This is a genomic window from Elusimicrobiota bacterium, assembly GCA_026388095.1.
In the GTDB taxonomy this organism is placed as follows: Bacteria; Elusimicrobiota; Elusimicrobia; order UBA1565; family UBA9628; genus UBA9628.
The window spans coordinates 25,816-41,910 of the sequence record JAPLKL010000052.1 but is presented as its reverse complement, the minus strand read 5'-3'; the positions used below and the strand labels follow the sequence as shown (position 1 = coordinate 41,910).

Genomic DNA, 16,095 nt, shown 5'->3' with positions numbered 1-16,095 from the left:
CTGCGGGCCTAGTCCGGGCTGGGTCGAAAGGCCCAGCTATTTCCTGAGGCAGAGCGCGGCCGCGGCCGCCAGGGCCGAGACCGCGGCGAGGGCCCAGGCGGCCCACGGCCGGTCCTGTCCCGGCAGGACGACGACGGCGGCCGCCAGCTGCGCCGTGTGCGTCAGGCTGACGGCGTGAGGCAGGCGCGCCGGGCCGCGGGCGGAGCGCCGCTGGAAGAAGGTCCGTCCCGACTCTTCCCGGACCACCTCGATGTCGCCGAAGGGCTCGGCGCTCAGGAGAGGGTCGCATTTGCGCAGGGCTTCCTTGGCCGCCCAGCGGGCGGCCAAGTGCATGCGAGGGTCTTTCTGGGCCGCGCAGTAGGCGCGCTCCGCCTCGGTGAAGTTCCGCACGTAGAAATCATGCGTGCGGTAGTCCGGCGCCTCGGGCAGGGATTCCACCAGCTCCAAATCGATGCCGCAGCGGAGTCCTTGAGCCGCCGCCCCCTCCGGAAGGGGGACGGGCGAGGGCTGCGGAGCGGCGGCGGGAAGATCGACCGGCGCCTCTGGCCCGGCCCGGACCATCTGTTCCAACTCCGCGAAGTCCTTGGCCAGGGCCGCCCGCATGCAGTCCACGCCCAGATTGCGACGTATGGAGGCTACGAGCACCGCTTTCTTGAGCGAGCTCGAGAAAGCCGGACTTTGCAGCGAGAAGGTCGGGCCGACCTGGCCCGGGTCGACCTTGGCCATCTCGGCGACTATCGTCCTGAGGTCCTTGGCGGCCATGGAGGTGAGGGGGATTATAACAAAATCCCTCTCAGCGCAGAGGCGAGAGAAAATCGGCGATAGCCTTCTCGTAAGCCGGGCCCGTGTCCAGGAACCCGTCGTTATGTCCGCCCCTCATCGCGAGGAAGGCCTTGGGTCCGGGCGCGGCCTCGTAGAGGCGGCGTCCCATGGCGAAAGGCACGATGTCGTCGTCCGGGCTGTGCATGACCAGCAACGGACAGGACAGCCTGGGGATCTTGGACAAGGTGTCATAGCGGAAGCGCACGATCAGCTGCGCGGGCAGGAAAGGGAAGATCCGCCGGCACATATCCACCACCGAGGTGAAGGTGCTCTCCAGCACCAGGCCTGCGGCGCGGCGGCGCAGAGCCAGCTCCAGCGCCACGGCTCCCCCCAAGGATTCGCCGTGGATCACGATGCGGCCGGCCGGGACCTGCTTCTCCTCGGCCAGCCAGCGGTAGGCCGCTTCCGCGTCCAGGTAGGTCCCCTGCTCGTCGGGCCTGCCGGAACTGCGGCCGTAGCCCCGATAGTCGAAAAGGAGCACCGAGGCTCCGGCGCGGCGCAGGGCTCCCAGCTTGTCCAGGCGATGGCTGATGTTGCCCGCGTTGCCGTGGCAGAAGACCACGACCGGACTCTCCGACGCTAAAGGCACGAACCAGCCATGGACAGACGTCCCATCCGCGGCCATGAGGCGCAGGTCCTCGAAGGCCAGCCCGAGGGCGCCCGGGTCGGCTTCCATGTCCCGGCTCGGGAAGAATAGGTTGATGCGCTCGAACCAGCGCAGGCCCAGCCAGAGCAGGGGGATGGCGATGAGCCACCAGAACGTCATTCGCCGATGACCTTGACCACGACCCGCTTGCGCCGCCGGCCGTCGAACTCGGCGTAGAAGACCTGCTCCCACGGACCCAGGTCCAGCCGGCCCTTGGTCACGGGCAGGACGACCTGATGCCCGGTCAAAGTCCGCTTGAGGTGGGCGTCGCCGTTGTCCTCCCCCGTCTCATGATGGCGGTAGTCAGCCGCCGGGGCCAGGCGCTCCAGGAACTCCATAAGGTCTTCCTTGAGCCCGGGCTCCTCGTCGTTGACCCAGATGCCCGAGGTGATGTGCATGGCGCTGACCAGGCAGAAGCCTTCCTGGACCTGGCTCGCGGCGACGATCTCCGCGACGCGGCCCGTGATGTTGACGAGCTCCCTGCGCTTGGGGGTCTCGAAGAAGAGGTATTCGGTCTTGGAGCGCATGTTCAGCGGGGCGCTTTGGCGCCGGAGGCGGGTTCGGAGAGCAGCTCGTCGAGCGCGGCCCGCTGCCGCTGATGCTTCGTCGCGGGAGCCGGGGCCTTCTTGGCCGAAGGCCGCCGCGGCTTCTTGCCGTTCTTCCCGGCCTTGGGCAGAGACTTGGCCGGCGGTATCGGAGGTTCCGCCGGTCCCGTCCGGACGGATTTCCTTACGGACGGGGCTCGGGGCTGCTTGGCCCGTTGCGCGCCTAGGTAGGACTCCAGGCCGCCCGCGATGGCCTCGGCCAGTCTGCCGCGGAAGGCCGGGTCGCTGAGCAGTTCCTCCTGGGACGGGATGATCATGTAGGCGTTCTCGATCAGGATGGCCGGCATGGCGGAAAGGCGCGCCACGAGGAGATTCCCATAGCGCAGTTCCTCTCCCGGCAGGGGAGAACGCTCCTGGTAGGACCGGTACATGGCGCTGGCCAGGGCCAGGCTGTGGGGATGGTAATAGAACACCGAGTAGCCCCGCGGCCGGGCGAAGGGATTCTCCCCGTCGCCCAGCGCGTTGTTGTGGATGCTGATGAAGATATCTCCCTTGCGCTCCACGGCCAAGCGCGGCCGCTCGGCCAGCCCCACCTCGTCGTCGCTGGCCCGCGTCAGGACGGGCAGGGCCCCCCGCTTGGCCAGGACCGCGGCCGCGGCCTGCGCGATAGCGAGGTTGGCGTCCATCTCCCGGGTGCCCAGAGGCCCGGTCGCCCCGGTGGCCGAGGGCATGTGGCCGGGGTCGAGGATGATGGTGAGGCCCTTGAGCGGGGAGGCTGGAGCCGGCGCCAAGGCCGGGGCGCGGCGCAGGTCGAGCCTCAGCGAGGAGCCTTCATAGGAGGCCTGCCAGCCCCAGAGGGTCATGGCCGGGTTGAGGCGGATGAGGACCGCCACCACGCCCGTGGCCTCCTGCTTCCAGCGCACCTCCTCCACGAATCGGTCGTCGGAATCGTAGACGATCCAGTTGGTGTGTCCCACGCAGTTGTACAGGCGCAGGGTCAAGGTGGAGGGGTCGTCGCCTTCGTCCACCGTGAAGGCGACGCGCTCGCTGAGCGCCAGGCGCACCGAAGCGCCGTGGTCCGAGGCGTAGGTGTGGATGGCGTCGGCCACGGCCCGAAGCGGGGGAGTCCCGGCCGGCAGCAGATCCACGTCCTTGGCGTCGATCCAGCCCTCCAAGGCGGGGCTCAGGCTCACCCGCAGCTCCGAGCCCTGGCGGCCGGTCGTGACCAGGCGGGTGCCCGCCGGAGGGAAGGCCATATAGCCGGCCCCCGGCCCGGTGCGCAGCACGGCGCTGCCCTTGACGACCGCGATGGCGGGCGGTCCCGAGGTCACGGCGGCCTGACCGCGGCTGAGGGCCCGCGCCGAGGACCAGCCGTCCTTGAGCCGGCATTCGACCGCGGCCGGCCCGGACTCGGAGCCGGGGGCGACGGCCTGCTGCCCCTCGTAGGTCCCGGGGCCGGTCTCGCGCAGCTCCTGCCAGGGCCGATCGGCCAGGCGGCAGCGTGCCGCATGGCCCGGGCTGGCCCGCATCCGGAAGGTCAGCCAGTCGCCCGGGCGCAGGCCCACGTCCGACCTGGGCCAGAGGGAATCCGGGTCCACGGCGAGGGGCTTGGCCGGCAGCGGCTGCGGGGGGGGGCCCACGAGGATGCTGCGGAGGAAGGTCGTGGCGCCGCTCTGCAGGTTGAGGGTGCAGCGGAAGGTGAAGGTCCCCGGGCTGACCGGCAGCCAAGCCAGGAACGCGCCATTGGGATGCACCGCGACGGTCGTGCCGTTGATGAGGAAGGGCGCCGTGGGATCCGACACCGAGCCGAGGATGAACTCGCCTTCCGCCAGCGGCATGCTCAGTCCTTCAGGGGGGGACACCACGACGATGGGAGCGGTGGGGCGCTCCGGGTAGAGGGCCCCGGCGGCCGCCGGGGCGCAACGGCCCAGCGGCGCGAGCAGGCAGAGGGCCAGGACGAGCCAAGACATGCGGCTATTCTACTAAAAGTAGGAACCGAAGAAGACGCGCCGGCGCCGCGGGCGGGGGAAGGTGATGTCCTTCACCAGCCGCCCGGATTCGAGGGCCGAGAGCGGCATCCCGAAACGCTCGGCGAAGGTGCAGCGCAGCACTCGGCCGGCCGTCCAGCGGGCTTCGATGAGTCCGTCGCCGCCCGTGTAGATCAGCACATGAGTGATCTTCCGGGAGTCGGCGCCGGCGCTCAGGAAGACGAGGTCGCCGGGCCGCAGACCCCGGCGAGTCACGGCTTTGCTGCGCAGGCGCTGTTCGTGCGCGTTGTGCGGCAGGTCGAGCCCGCAGACCCGGTAGGCCAAGCAGGCCAGTCCCGAACAGTCCACTCCGATGGACGGCTCCTCCTGCACGCCCGAGCGGCCGCCCCAATAGTAGCGGGTCCCCAGGAAGAGCTCCGCGGTCTGCAGGATCAGCGGGCGGCGCGCCTGGCCCGCCGGAATCGGCGCGGCGGCGAGGGCGTCGGTCGCCACGTCGGCCGTGCTGCCGTCTAGAAGCCTGACCCGCGCCGCGCCTCCGGCCTCGCCGAGGCGCCGCAGGCGGGTGCCCACGGAGAGAGTGAGCAGCCCGGCCGGGGTCTTCAGGATGGCTTGCCGCGTGCGCACCACCGCGTCCGCCGAGACCGGCGCGGCGGCGGTCAGCTCCGCGGCCCTCATCCAGCCCGTGCAGCCGAGCCAGCGGCCCTTGCGGCCGGGATGGGCCGGCTCCTCGGCCTGGACCTTGACCCAGGCGCCTTCCGCCGCGAGCACGGTGATCCGCTCTCCGTAGATGAGCTGGGAATGGTGGTCCAGGGCCAGCAGATCCAGGCCGCTCGTGCGGCGCGGCTGCGGCGCGTCCCAGAGGTCCGCCGCGGGAACGCCCACGGTCAGGCAGCGCCTCCGGACCCGGGGGCTGACGAGATAGGTGAGACCCCGCTTGTTGACGCGCCAAGCCCGGTGGAACTCCCGGCGGCCATAGACCCGGCTGGTGCGCCGGGCCGTGCGGCCGGCCGGGTCCATGACGATGACGTCCCCGCTCCGGGTGAAGCCCGTCACGACCATGAGGTGTCCTTTGGTCTGGCGGATCGGGGCTCTGGGCAGCTCCCCGGGCCCGAAAGTCAGACTCACCACGACCGGCCGTCCGGAGGCGATCTCCGCGGCCAGGTCGTCGAGGCTGTCCAGCCGCGCCACCAGGCCGTCGAGGCCCAGGGCGCCGGCCGCCGCCATGTTGAAGGTCCAGTTCCCGAAGTCTCCGGTGCTCCGGTCGCGCACCCGCTCGGCCATGTCCACCGTCTTGCGCAGCACCCCCCAATACTCCAGGACCGTGGACAAAGAGGTCGGGCTGCAGATGTCATGCCGGTAGGCCTCGGGCGCGGTGAACTGGGAACGGCCCCGGACCTTGAGCCGGCGGATCCAAGGGCCCGCGTGGAAGGGCGGCGGCTCGGCCGGGGCTCCGGGCGCGGAGACCGTCAGCGCGGCTTGGCGCAAGACCACGGGGCGTCCCGGCGCGGCCAGGAGCCTCAGCCGGTAGCGCAGGGCGCAGGCCGGCGACTTGAGCTTGAGGGTGTCGGCCGCTACCAGGCCTTGCGCGTCCTCCTGGGGTCCGGGTGAGCGCAGCTCCAGACGCCGGGCGGGCAGGCCCAGGGCCGTGCCCAGAGAGTACCAGGAGGACCAGGCTGCCTCCTGCCGAACTTGGACCTCCAACCCGAGGCGGGAGCCCGGGGGCAGGTCCGCATTCCAGGACCCGACCACGTCGTCGAAGGGAGCGGGAGCCTCCAGGACCGAAGACTCGATCCAGGCCCTGGCGCGCCGGGTCCGGAACACGCCCTGCGCGAAAGGCAGCCGCTCGCACCCCTCGCTGGAGTAGGCGGCAGCATCTCCCGGCGTGCGCAGGACCCAGGTGTGGTTCACCGGACCAGCTTGTGGCCGGGCTTGCGCGGCGGCTCGTCGGCCGGCCTGGGAGTGAGAGGGGGGTTCTTCTTGAACTGGGGCGCCAGCTCGGCGTTGATCTTCGTCCAAGCGGGCTCGGCATCCACCGTCCCGACGATGGCGCCGATGGGGCATTCCGGGGTGCAGACATCGCAATCGATGCAGGCTTCCGGATCGATGGCCATGAAAGGCTCGTCTTTAAAGATGCCCGGGTGTATGGCGTCGACCGGACAGACCCCGGCGCAGCGCGCATAGGTCTCCCCCAGGCATATCCCGGTGATAACATGTGCCATATTTAGAGATTACTTCTTTGCCGAGAGCGCGTCAACGGCTGGCCCCTTTCGATAAAAAATCAATAAAAATAGGAGAAACCTCTTGACAGCCGGGCTTTCGGGCCCTAAACTACTACTACGAATGTGATTGGGGGACTCATATGAAGAGACTGATGGCTGCGGCGTTCTTCGTCATGTTGATGGGGGCCATAAGCTGCTCCAGCGACCCATGCCAGCAGAGCGGCGGGTGCGGGGGATCTTCTTCCTCGAGCAGCTCCAACTGCAATTCCAACACATCGACCGGGCTTAACTGCTCCTCCGGCTACCACCAAGTGGGCACCGGCTCCAGCGCGTACTGCGTCAGGAACCAGTAGTCGGTCGCCGGCGGGCTAGGAGCATCGGGGCTGCGGCTCCGTCCAGAGACCCTCTCCCTACTATGGGGGAGGGTCCCTTTTATTTCAGCGGCGGCCGCTGGGGGCAGCGCCCTGCTGCTGCTGCTGCAGGGCCTTCTGCACGTTCGGGTCCTGCATCGCGCCCTGCAGGCCCGGGTTGCCCTGCATGATCTGCCCCATGACCTGTTTCTCGTCGACCTTGCCTCCTTCCAAGATGGGGGCGGTCAGGACCGGAGGCAGGCCCAAAGCGGACACCGCGTTGGAGACCACGGTCTTGACGGAGTTGTCCTCTTTGACCAGGCTCATTGCGGAGGAGGTCACGTCGCCAGGCGCCTTCACGATGCCTTCCTTGACGAAGGACTGCACGGCCGGGTCGGCGGCGTACTTCACCAGCAACTTCGCGAAGTTCTTGGACTGGGCCGTCCCGTGCAGGAACGCGACCGGATCATGGTCGCGCATGTAGTCGTCGTTGAGCTTCTTGAGGTCCGGATAGCCCATCCAGTCCCGGCCCAGCTTGGAGATGCTCGGATAGCGCTTGGTGTAGGAGATGGCCAGGGCCTGGACCATGCCTTCCGCCTTGCGGCAGGCCGCGGTGAAGCTGTCCGCGGCCTTTTGGGCGATGGCCTTGGCCGTGTTCCCGCCTCCGACCCCGAAGCGCATCTTGCCCAGGTCTTCGGTCTGGAACATGGTCCGGTCGGTCTGCGCAGCGCTTCCCGGCAGCGCCTGGGCGGAGGACGGCGCCGGGCGGCTCTCCTGGGTCTTGGAGATGTCGAACCCCGCGATATCCGCCGCGGGCTTCTCCTTCTGCGTAAGCTGGTAGATCATGACGCCCACGGCCGACCCGGCGACAGCCAGCACCGCCAGGACGGCTATGCCTTTGCTGCTGCGGCGAGGAGCCTCTTCTTCCATACTGTGATTATTGCAGGTGGGTCAGGGATAGTCAAGGGTCAGCTGGTTGGCAAGGGCTCGCGGCAATTTGCTATTTTTAGCCTATGACCTCGACCACCACTGCCCGCAGGACCCCGCTCTACGAGACCCACAAGAAATACGGCGGCCGCATCGTCGACTTCCACGGCTGGGAGCTGCCTGTCCAATACGAAGGCATATTAAAGGAACACCAGACCGTGCGCAATGGCGTCGGCCTCTTCGACGTCTCCCACATGGGGCAGATCTGGGTCCGCGGGCCCCAGGCCCTGGAGTTCCTCCAGAAGACCAACACCAACGACATCGCCCGCCTAGGCCCCGGCCAGGCCATCTACTCCCACATGCCTAACCCGGATGGGGGCATCGTGGACGACCTCATCATCTCGAGCCTGGGCAAGGACAAGTACTTCCTCGTGGTCAACGCCGCCACCCTGGAGAACGACTTCGCCTGGCTGCAGAAGCAGGCCCAGGGCTTCCAGGTCCAGCTCGCCAACGTCAGCGACGACTACGGCATGATCGCCGTGCAAGGCCCCAAGGCCCTGGAGCTGGTGGCCAAGGAATGGCCCGCAGTGGCCAAGCTTCCGGGGCGGTTCACCGCGGTCGAGTCCGACGTCCTGGGTCAGCCCGGCATCGTGACCCGCACCGGCTACACCGGAGAGGAAGGCTGCGAGTTCATCGTCCCGGCGGCGCTCACGGCCCAGCTCTGGGAGCGCCTCATGAGCCTCGGCGCGCCGTTGGGCGTCAAGCCCTGCGGGCTCGGCTGCCGCGACACTCTGCGCCTGGAGGCCGGCTACCTGCTCTACGGCTCGGACGTGGACATGGAGCACTCCAGCTACGAAGCCTCCTACGGCTGGGTCGTCAAGCTCGACAAGGGGGATTTCATCGGGAAGAAGCATTTCGCCAAGCAGAAGGCCGAAGGCCTCAAGCGCAAGCTTTTCGGCATCAGGCTCTGCGAGCGCGGCGTGCCCCGGCCCGGCAACGCCGTCTTCGTGGACGGCAAGCCCGCCGGGACCCTCACCAGCGCCACATTCTCGCCCACCCTCAGCGTCGGGATCGGGATGGGCTATTTGGACCGGCCCGACCTCAAACCCGGCGCCCAGGCCGCAGTCGAGATCCATGGCCGTCAAGTCCCGGCCGAGGTCGTGCGCATGCCTTTCTACGTCTCAAAGGAGCTCAAAAATGCCAAAGCCTGAGAACTGCCGCTTCACCAAGACCCACGAGTGGATCTGCCTCGAAGGCGGGGCCGCGGTCGTCGGCGTCACGGACCACGCCCAGCACGAGATCACCGATATCGTCTTCGTCGAGCCCCCCAAGCCCGGCCGCCAGCTGAAGGCCGCCGAGGCCTGCTGCGTCGTCGAATCGGTCAAGGCCGCCTTCGACATCTACGCGCCCGTGGCCGGCGAGGTCACCGCGGCCAACGAGGCCGTGACCAAGGACCCCGCCGTGGTCAACCGCTCCCCGATGGAACAGGGCTGGCTGTTCAAGATGAAGCCCACTTTGGCCGGCGAGATCAACAAGCTCATGGATTGGAACGCGTACCAGGCCTTCCTCAATACGGCCGAAGCCCATGCCGGCCACTGAGGCCAAGGCCGTGGCGGTCCCGCCGGCGGATTGCTTCGCCCGGCGACATCTCGGCCCGAGCCAGCAGGACACGGCCGAGATGCTCAAGCTCCTGGGCTACGCGACCCTTGAGAAGCTGGCCGACGCCGCGGTGCCCGCGGAGATCCGCCTCAAGCGGCCCCTGCACCTCCCGGACGCTTTGCTCGAGCCCGAGGCCCTCGTCGAGCTCAAGGCCATAGCTGGCCGCAACCAGGTCTGGCGCTCCTGCCTCGGCATGGGCTATCAGGACGCGGTGACACCGCCTGCCATCCAGCGCAACATCTTCGAGAACCCCGGCTGGTACACCGCCTACACCCCTTACCAGGCCGAGATCGCCCAGGGCCGCCTCGAAGCTTTGCTCAACTTCCAGACCATGATCTGCGAGCTCACGGGCCTGGAGGTCGCCAACGCCTCTCTCCTGGATGAGGCCACGGCCGCGGCCGAGGCGCTGTCCATGAGCAAGGCCCTGGCCGCGGACCCCGAGGCCAAGGCCTTCTTCGTCTCCGAAGGCTGCCATCCCCAGACCATAGCCGTGGTCAAGACCCGCGCCGCGGCCGTCGGCGTGGAGGTCATCGTCGGCGACCACGACCAGTTCGTCTTCGGGCAGAAGGTCTGCGGCGTCCTGCTGCAGTATCCCCAGACCGACGGCAAGGTCTGCGACTACGCCTCTTTCGTCGAGCGCGCCCACAAGGCCGGCGCCCTGGTCGTCGTGGCCGCCGACCCGATGTGCCTCGCGCTCCTCAAGGCCCCGGGCGAGTTCGGCGCGGATATCGCCGTGGGCTCGGTGCAGCGCTTCGGCCTGCCCCTGGGCTGCGGCGGTCCCCACGCCGCGTACATGGCCTGCCGCGACGCGTACAAGCGGCATATGCCGGGACGGATCATCGGGGTCTCCAAGGACGCCCAAGGCCGTCCCGCCCTGCGCTTGGCCTTGCAGACCCGCGAGCAGCACATCCGCCGCGAAAAGGCCACCAGCAACATCTGCACCGCGCAGGTGCTCCTGGCCGTGGCCGCCTCGTTCTATGCCGTGTATCACGGCCCCGAAGGCCTCAAGCGCATCGCGGGCCGTCTGCGCGCCCTGGCTGCCCTTTTGGCCGAGGGCTCCCGCCGCCTGGGCTGGAAGCTCTCCACAGAACCCTTCTTCGACACCGTGCGCCTCAGCGCGGACCCCAAGAAGGTCCAGGCCGCGGTCGCGGCGGCGCGCCTGGAGCGCATCAACCTGCGCCAGCTCGACGACTCCACTTTGGTCATCGCCCTCGGCGAGACCATCTCGGAGGGAGACGTCGAGGAGATCCTCGAGGCCCTCAACGGCGGCAAGAAGACCGGCTTCTCCCTCGGCGAGCTGCAGGCCGAGGCCGCTCTGCCCGCGGCCCTGGCCCGCCAGAGCCCGTTCCTCACGCAGAAGGTCTTCAACAGCTACCACTGCGAGCATGAGCTGCTGCGCTACATCAAGCGCCTGGAATCCAAGGACCTGTCCTTGACGACCTCCATGATCCCGCTGGGCTCCTGCACCATGAAGCTCAACGCGGCCTCGGAGATGATCCCCATCACCTGGCCCGAGTTCGGGGCCATCCACCCCTACGCCCCGGCCGAGCAGGCCGAAGGCTACCGCAAGCTCATCAAGGACCTGGAAGCCTGGCTCTGCGAGATCACCGGCTTCTACGCCGTGTCCTTCCAGCCCAACTCCGGCGCGCAGGGCGAGTTCACCGGCCTGCTGGTCATCCGGAAGTACCACGAAGACCACGGACAGGGCCTGCGCAAGACCTGCCTCATCCCGGTCTCGGCCCACGGCACCAACCCCGCCTCGGCCGCTCTGGCCGGCATGGACATCGTGCCCGTGGCTTGCACGGCCGAGGGCGACATCGACCTGGCGGACCTCAAGGCCAAGGCCGAGGCCCACGCCGCCACCTTGGCCGCCATCATGGTCACCTATCCCTCCACGCACGGCGTCTTCGAGGCCGGCATCCAGTCGCTCTGCAATATCGTCCACAAGAACGGGGGCCTGGTCTACATGGACGGCGCCAACATGAACGCGCAGGTCGGCCTCTGCCGTCCCGCGGACATCGGCGCGGACGTCTGCCACTTGAACCTCCACAAGACTTTCGCCAGCCCGCACGGCGGCGGCGGCCCGGGCATGGGCCCCATCGCCGTGTCCAAGGCGCTGGCCCCGCACCTGCCGCGCGCGCCTTTGGCCCCGGAGGGGGGGACCGGCATCGGGCCTGTCTCGGCGGCGCCCTTCAGCTCCGCCTCCATCCTGCCCATCGCCTGGTCCTACATCGCGCAGATGGGGCCGCAGGGCCTGGCCGACGCCTCGCGCGTCGCCATCCTCAACGCCAACTACGTGGCCCAGAGGCTCGCCGACGCCTACCCGGTCCTCTACAAGGGCCGCACGGGCCTGGTGGCCCACGAGTGCATCATCGACCTGCGCCAGCTCAAGGCCGCTGACATCACCGTAGACGACGTGGCCAAGAGGCTCATGGACTACGGCTTCCACGCGCCCACCGTGTCTTGGCCGGTCTCGGGTACGATGATGGTCGAGCCGACCGAGAGCGAGTCCAAAGCCGAGCTCGACCGCTTCTGCGCGGCCATGCTCGCCATCCGCGCCGAGGTCCGCGAGATCGAGGCCGGGAAGGCCGACCGGGCCGACAACCCGCTCAAGAACGCCCCGCACACGGCCGCGGCGGTGTGCGCGGACTCCTGGAGCCATCCCTACTCCCGGGAGAAGGCGGCCTATCCGGCGCCTTGGCTGCGCGAGCATAAGTTCTGGCCGGCCGTGGGCCGCGTCGACAACGCCTTCGGCGACCGCAATTTCTGTTGCATCTCGCCACGCGAGTCCTAGGCCCGGTCCTCGACGCCCCTCATCAGATGGCGCTTGATGAGGCGACGCTGGTCCTATGCCCGGAGGGCAGCGTCGTACTGCGCTTCTTCCGCTGGGCCGGCCCGGCTTTGACCTTCGGCTATAGCCAGAACTGGGCCACGGCCTCGGCCGCCGCGCAGGCCGCGGGCATCCCGACCTCCCAGACGGTGCGGCGGGCCACGGGCGGAGGCATCGTCTTCCACGACGGGGACCTGACTTTCTCCATGGTCTTCCCCTGGCCACGCCTGAGTCCTCCCCTGCGCGTCTACGAGGGCATCCATCGCGGGGTGCTGGGGGGATTGCAGGGGCTGGGGCTGGAGGCGGTCATGGCGCAAACGCCCGCGGCTCAGCGCCAGAGCCGCTGCTTCGCCGGCCCCGAGGCTTTCGACATCGTCGACGGTAGCGGCCGCAAGCTGCTGGGCGGCGCCCTGCGCCGCCGGCTCGGGCGAGGACTCTATCAAGGCTCTCTGCGGGCGGCTGGCCGGGAAGGCCTCGAGGCGGCGATGGGAGAGGGACTCGCCCGCGAGTGGGGGCCGCTGACTTTCAGCGTGGATGGGTCATGGCTGGCGGCGGCCGAGGCCCTCGCGGAGAAGTACGCGTCTGATTCTTGGAACAGGAGGAGATGACATGAAAGCATTCGTTCTCTGCAAGCTGGCGCCGGGCAAGGAGCAGAAGGCCATCCAGAGCATCCGGGCCGTGCCCGGGGTGACGGACGTGTTCATGGTCTTCGGCGGCTGGGACTGCATCCTCTCCGCCGACGCGGACACCATGGACAAGCTCTGCGGCCTGGTGGTGAGCAAGGTGCGGGGAGTCGAGGGCGTAGACGCCACCGAGACCTTGGTCACGACCAATCTCTAGTGCCATCCGGCTCCCCGCCGGTCCCCGCCAGCGGGGCCTGGGCCAGGCTCGAACATTGGGCCCGCGGGCATCCGCGGCCCTGCTGGGCCGGGCTATTCCTGCTCGCCCTGGCGTTCCGAGTCTCGTTCCTGGCTCTGGCCAGCGCGGTCTCCGGTCTGCCCTGGCGCGACTTGGCCCTCTACTATGACGGGCATGTCTACCTGCTCATCTCCAAGTCCTATCCGCAGCTCTACGTCGGCATCCATGAGATATTCCCGGCCTTCAGGAATTCCGAGTATTTCACCGGCTGGTTCCCATTCTATCCGCTCCTCATCCGTCTGGCCGCCCTCGTGATCCGGGACAGCCGGGTCAGCGCCCTGGCCGTTTCCCAGGTCGCGGCCGCCCTCTCCGTGGTGCTGCTCTATCGCTTAGCCTGCGCCCGGAGCTCCCGGCCCCTGCTGGCCGCGGCGCTGTTCATCTTCTTCCCGCCGACATGGGTGCTGACCGGGAGCTTGAATTTCGTGGAACCCGTGTTCGTATGCCTCTTCCTGGCCGCGTTCGACCGGTTCCTGGCCGAGGATATGGTCTGGGCCGTGGTCTTCGCGTCTTTGGTCATGGTCACTCAGAAATCCGGCTTCCTGATCCTGTTCGTTATGGGCGCCGTCCTGGTCGGGAGGCACGGCCTGCGCGGGCTGAGGATGTTCCTGCCTTTTCTGGCCAGCGTCCTGCCCTTGGCCCTCATGCAGGGCTACCTGGGCCTGCGCTTCCACGAACCCTGGATCAATCTGCGCGTGCAGAGGGAGATCTTCGGAGGTCCCCTGCTGCAGCTGCCCGGCCTGGCCTTGGCGCGCGGCCTGTTCGCCTCGGAGTGGCCTTTCCCGGGGCCGGTCCGGCTTCGCCAGGGGCTTTTGGCGGCCTCCGTCGGATTCTATGCGGCGGTCCTGGCCGCATCCTGGGTCCGCCTGCGGTCGAGTCAATGGGCCCTGGTGTGCTGGCTCGGGATCGTCCTGGCCTTCAATCTCTGCTTGGCCGGGCCGTGGGCCTGCTACGGTTTTGCGCGGTTCATGACCCTGGCTGCGCCGGCCGCGCTCTTGTTGGCGGTCGAGCTCCCGGATCCGGCGACTCGCCTGCCGGGACTGGCCTTGTGCGCGACGGCGGGGGCCGCGGCCCTCTTGATCGGGACTTGGGACCTGCTCGGGTCCTTGGCCTTGATCCGCCGGGCCTGGCCTGCGGGCTACTTCGAATCCTTGGCGACCTACCTCTGAGCCCATGTCCGGCGAGCGCAGGCGCGACATCCTCGTCGTGGCGGTCTTTACATTGCTCATCATGGCGCCGTTCTGGGCCAAGGCCTATCACATCGATGAACCGTTCTTCCTGGACTTGGCGGGGCAGATCCTGCGCCGGCCTTGGGGGCCGCTGCCCGGGGGAGCCGCCAGCGACATCGGCGCCACCCCTTGGCCCCGGATCAATAACAATCCACCGCTGCTGCTCTACCTCCTGGCCGGGGCGCTTCGTGCGACGGGCGGCGGCGAACTGCCCATGCGCATGGCTTTCTTCCCGCTGGACCTGGTCGCGGCCCTGTCGCTCTATCTGCTGGCGGCGCGCTTCCTGGCCAGGCCCCTATGGCCCACGCTCATCGTGCTGTCTTCTCCCGCCTATCTCATCAACATGAATCATCTCATGACCGAGAAGCTGGCCGCGGCTTTCGGGTTCGCCGCGCTCTACGCCTTGGTGCGCGGATGCGACGAGGATAGTCCCGGCTGGCTGGTGGCCTCGGCCTTGCTCTTGGACGCGGCCCTCCTGTCCAAATACCTCGCGGTCTTCCTGCTGCCGGTCGCCGCCTTCTTCCTTTGGAGCCGGGGCGCGTCCGCGCGCCGCATCGCCGGCTACTGCGGTCTGGCGCTGCTGGGGTTGGGCGGCTTCCTGGTCCGCGACCTGGCCACCGGCGGCGCGGTCCTGCGCGGGGTCGGCGCCGTCTCCGGCGGGGCGGCGCACTCCTTCTGGTCCCACTGGTCTCATCGGACCCGGTCTTTTTTGGCCTGCGCCGGGGGCTGCTCCGCTGGCGCGCTGGCCTGGCCGCTCCTGGCCGAGCCGGGCTCGCGGCGCCGGACCGCGCTATGGGCCGCGGCTGCGGCTGTGGCCGCGGCGTTGTTCTCGCCGTGGCTCGATCTGGCGCCCGGGGTGAGGTTCGGTGACCGGCTCATGGGCGCGTTCTTCGCGTGGGGCGCGGTGTGCTCCTTCGCGCAGGTCTTGGGCCCCGGCTCCGGGCGCGCGCGGGGGGGGGGCCTCTGGGCGGCCTGGCTGGTTTCGGCGGGCGCCGTGGCCTTCTCGTATTGGAGCATCATGGCGAGGACCGTCTTGTTCCTCCTGCCGCCGATGGTCTTCGCCGGGGCGGCCGGTCTTGAGTCGCGCCTGCCCCGGCGAGTCCTGGCGCGGCTCTATGGCGCCACCCTCGCCGTGACGCTTTCCCTGGCCCTGGCTGTGGCCTGGGTCGATTGGCGGTATGCGGGGGCGCAGAAAGCCATGGCCGCAGAGGTCGCCGCGCGCTACCTGACGCGCGGGGACGTCGTGGTGTCCTCCCGCACCAACCTCCGTCTGGCGCCGCCGCGCCGGCCGCTCTTGAGCAATGTCCTCACCTTGAGGGTGGACTGCGCCTTGCCCCTGCGCCTGATCAGCGGCTGGGGGGGCGAGGGCGGGTTCTACTCCAGCATCTCCGGGTTCCTGCCTTTCACCTTCAGCCGGGAACCCCTGGAGGAGTTCGTCATCATCGAGGTCCTCTGACTTCGCGCGTCGTGCGGCGTCCCGTCCAACTCGCTTGAACGACCGGATTCCAAATGGTTTAATTGCTGCCATGACCGATGGGGAAGGCCTAGCCAAGAGTTCCGACAAACTTGTCATGATCGTCGATGACGACGAGAGCGTCCGGGACCTGCTCGAGTTCGTGGTCAAGAAGGAAGGTTTCCGCGTCGAGACGGCGGGCGACGGGGAGGAGGGCCTCAACAAGATCCAGGCCTTGCTGCCGGACGTCATCCTCTTGGACCTCATGCTGCCCCGCTACGGCGGCTTCGAGGTGCTGCGCCAGCTGCAGAGCGGCGAGACCGCGAGGATACCCATCCTCATCATCACCGGCCGTTCCACCGACCGGACCACGGTGGAGATGATACGCCAGGAATCCAACGTCATCGACTTCATGGAGAAGCCTCTCAAGCCCGTGGTCCTGGCCATGGCCCTGCACAGGATTCTCAAGACCCACCCCCCGGAATTCAGCGGCGCCGCCGGCGGAGCTTGAG

The 16,095-nt window shown here is 68.5% G+C and carries 16 protein-coding genes; 9 read left to right on the top strand and 7 right to left on the bottom strand.

Annotation, left to right across the window (positions count from 1 at the left end; translation table 11 throughout):
- Positions 1-36: 36 nt before the first annotated feature.
- Genes NTY77_14250 through NTY77_14225 form a run of 6 tightly spaced genes read right to left on the bottom strand, consistent with a single transcriptional unit; the run spans position 37 to position 6,220 of the window.
- Entirely contained in the window at positions 37-762 is a 726-nt protein-coding gene (locus NTY77_14250; GenBank protein ID MCX5796651.1) for a 4'-phosphopantetheinyl transferase superfamily protein, read from the bottom strand.
- Between the two features lie 31 nt (positions 763-793).
- Entirely contained in the window at positions 794-1,588 is a 795-nt protein-coding gene (locus NTY77_14245; GenBank protein ID MCX5796650.1) for an alpha/beta hydrolase, read from the bottom strand.
- Positions 1,585-1,995 (bottom strand): secondary thiamine-phosphate synthase enzyme YjbQ, encoded by a 411-nt coding sequence (locus NTY77_14240; protein MCX5796649.1) that lies wholly within the window; start codon positions 1,993-1,995, stop codon positions 1,585-1,587. The genes NTY77_14245 and NTY77_14240 overlap by 4 nt, the downstream gene beginning before the upstream one ends.
- A 2-nt stretch (positions 1,996-1,997) precedes the next feature.
- Entirely contained in the window at positions 1,998-3,983 is a 1,986-nt protein-coding gene (locus NTY77_14235; protein MCX5796648.1) for an N-acetylmuramoyl-L-alanine amidase, read from the bottom strand.
- Positions 3,984-3,995: 12 nt separating this feature from the next.
- Positions 3,996-5,909, bottom strand: a complete 1,914-nt coding sequence (locus NTY77_14230; protein ID MCX5796647.1) for a C39 family peptidase — start codon at positions 5,907-5,909, stop codon at positions 3,996-3,998.
- Positions 5,906-6,220 carry a ferredoxin family protein gene (locus NTY77_14225; GenBank protein MCX5796646.1) on the bottom strand — a complete coding sequence of 105 codons (315 nt, stop codon included), beginning with the start codon at positions 6,218-6,220 and terminating at the stop codon, positions 5,906-5,908. Before NTY77_14225 ends, NTY77_14230 begins: the two co-directional genes overlap by 4 nt.
- A gap of 140 nt (positions 6,221-6,360) precedes the next feature.
- Here NTY77_14225 and NTY77_14220 point away from each other — a divergent pair, with 140 nt between their 5' ends.
- Complete coding sequence (locus NTY77_14220; protein MCX5796645.1) at positions 6,361-6,573, top strand: hypothetical protein; 213 nt, start codon at positions 6,361-6,363, stop codon at positions 6,571-6,573.
- An 84-nt stretch (positions 6,574-6,657) separates the two neighbouring features.
- Here the strand turns inward: NTY77_14220 and NTY77_14215 are convergent, their stop codons facing one another.
- On the bottom strand, positions 6,658-7,500 hold the full coding sequence (locus tag NTY77_14215) for a hypothetical protein (GenBank protein MCX5796644.1): 843 nt from the start codon (positions 7,498-7,500) through the stop codon (positions 6,658-6,660).
- A gap of 83 nt (positions 7,501-7,583) precedes the next feature.
- Between NTY77_14215 and gcvT the strand changes: the two genes are divergently transcribed.
- From gcvT to NTY77_14175, 8 genes are all read left to right on the top strand, one after another.
- Complete coding sequence (gcvT, locus tag NTY77_14210) at positions 7,584-8,708, top strand: glycine cleavage system aminomethyltransferase GcvT (protein ID MCX5796643.1); 1,125 nt, start codon at positions 7,584-7,586, stop codon at positions 8,706-8,708.
- Positions 8,695-9,096 (top strand): glycine cleavage system protein GcvH, encoded by a 402-nt coding sequence (gene gcvH / locus NTY77_14205; protein ID MCX5796642.1) that lies wholly within the window; start codon positions 8,695-8,697, stop codon positions 9,094-9,096. The genes gcvT and gcvH overlap by 14 nt, the downstream gene beginning before the upstream one ends.
- Positions 9,083-11,950 carry an aminomethyl-transferring glycine dehydrogenase gene (gene gcvP, locus NTY77_14200; protein ID MCX5796641.1) on the top strand — a complete coding sequence of 956 codons (2,868 nt, stop codon included), beginning with the start codon at positions 9,083-9,085 and terminating at the stop codon, positions 11,948-11,950. The genes gcvH and gcvP overlap by 14 nt, the downstream gene beginning before the upstream one ends.
- Positions 11,951-11,976: 26 nt before the next feature.
- Positions 11,977-12,594: a hypothetical protein gene (locus NTY77_14195; GenBank protein MCX5796640.1), complete on the top strand. Its 618-nt coding sequence runs from the start codon at positions 11,977-11,979 to the stop codon at positions 12,592-12,594.
- A gap of 1 nt (position 12,595) precedes the next feature.
- Positions 12,596-12,826, top strand: coding sequence for an Lrp/AsnC ligand binding domain-containing protein (locus tag NTY77_14190; protein MCX5796639.1), 231 nt, complete (start codon positions 12,596-12,598; stop codon positions 12,824-12,826).
- Positions 12,826-14,070, top strand: a complete 1,245-nt coding sequence (locus NTY77_14185) for a hypothetical protein (protein ID MCX5796638.1) — start codon at positions 12,826-12,828, stop codon at positions 14,068-14,070. The genes NTY77_14190 and NTY77_14185 overlap by 1 nt, the downstream gene beginning before the upstream one ends.
- Before the next feature lie 4 nt (positions 14,071-14,074).
- Complete coding sequence (locus NTY77_14180; protein ID MCX5796637.1) at positions 14,075-15,586, top strand: glycosyltransferase family 39 protein; 1,512 nt, start codon at positions 14,075-14,077, stop codon at positions 15,584-15,586.
- 70 nt (positions 15,587-15,656) lie between these two features.
- Positions 15,657-16,094: a response regulator gene (locus NTY77_14175; GenBank protein ID MCX5796636.1), complete on the top strand. Its 438-nt coding sequence runs from the start codon at positions 15,657-15,659 to the stop codon at positions 16,092-16,094.
- Position 16,095 lies beyond the last annotated feature (1 nt).

Coding starts and splice junctions, on each gene's coding strand:
- NTY77_14225 (MCX5796646.1), bottom strand. CDS start 6,220: ATGGCACATGTTATCACCGGGATATGCCTGGGGGAGACCTATGCGCGC.
- NTY77_14175 (MCX5796636.1), top strand. CDS start 15,657: ATGACCGATGGGGAAGGCCTAGCCAAGAGTTCCGACAAACTTGTCATG.
- NTY77_14180 (MCX5796637.1), top strand. CDS start 14,075: ATGTCCGGCGAGCGCAGGCGCGACATCCTCGTCGTGGCGGTCTTTACA.
- NTY77_14245 (MCX5796650.1), bottom strand. CDS start 1,588: ATGACGTTCTGGTGGCTCATCGCCATCCCCCTGCTCTGGCTGGGCCTG.
- gcvP (MCX5796641.1), top strand. CDS start 9,083: ATGCCGGCCACTGAGGCCAAGGCCGTGGCGGTCCCGCCGGCGGATTGC.
- gcvH (MCX5796642.1), top strand. CDS start 8,695: ATGCCAAAGCCTGAGAACTGCCGCTTCACCAAGACCCACGAGTGGATC.
- NTY77_14250 (MCX5796651.1), bottom strand. CDS start 762: ATGGCCGCCAAGGACCTCAGGACGATAGTCGCCGAGATGGCCAAGGTC.
- NTY77_14235 (MCX5796648.1), bottom strand. CDS start 3,983: ATGTCTTGGCTCGTCCTGGCCCTCTGCCTGCTCGCGCCGCTGGGCCGT.
- NTY77_14240 (MCX5796649.1), bottom strand. CDS start 1,995: ATGCGCTCCAAGACCGAATACCTCTTCTTCGAGACCCCCAAGCGCAGG.
- NTY77_14220 (MCX5796645.1), top strand. CDS start 6,361: ATGAAGAGACTGATGGCTGCGGCGTTCTTCGTCATGTTGATGGGGGCC.
- NTY77_14195 (MCX5796640.1), top strand. CDS start 11,977: ATGGCGCTTGATGAGGCGACGCTGGTCCTATGCCCGGAGGGCAGCGTC.
- NTY77_14215 (MCX5796644.1), bottom strand. CDS start 7,500: ATGGAAGAAGAGGCTCCTCGCCGCAGCAGCAAAGGCATAGCCGTCCTG.
- NTY77_14190 (MCX5796639.1), top strand. CDS start 12,596: ATGAAAGCATTCGTTCTCTGCAAGCTGGCGCCGGGCAAGGAGCAGAAG.
- gcvT (MCX5796643.1), top strand. CDS start 7,584: ATGACCTCGACCACCACTGCCCGCAGGACCCCGCTCTACGAGACCCAC.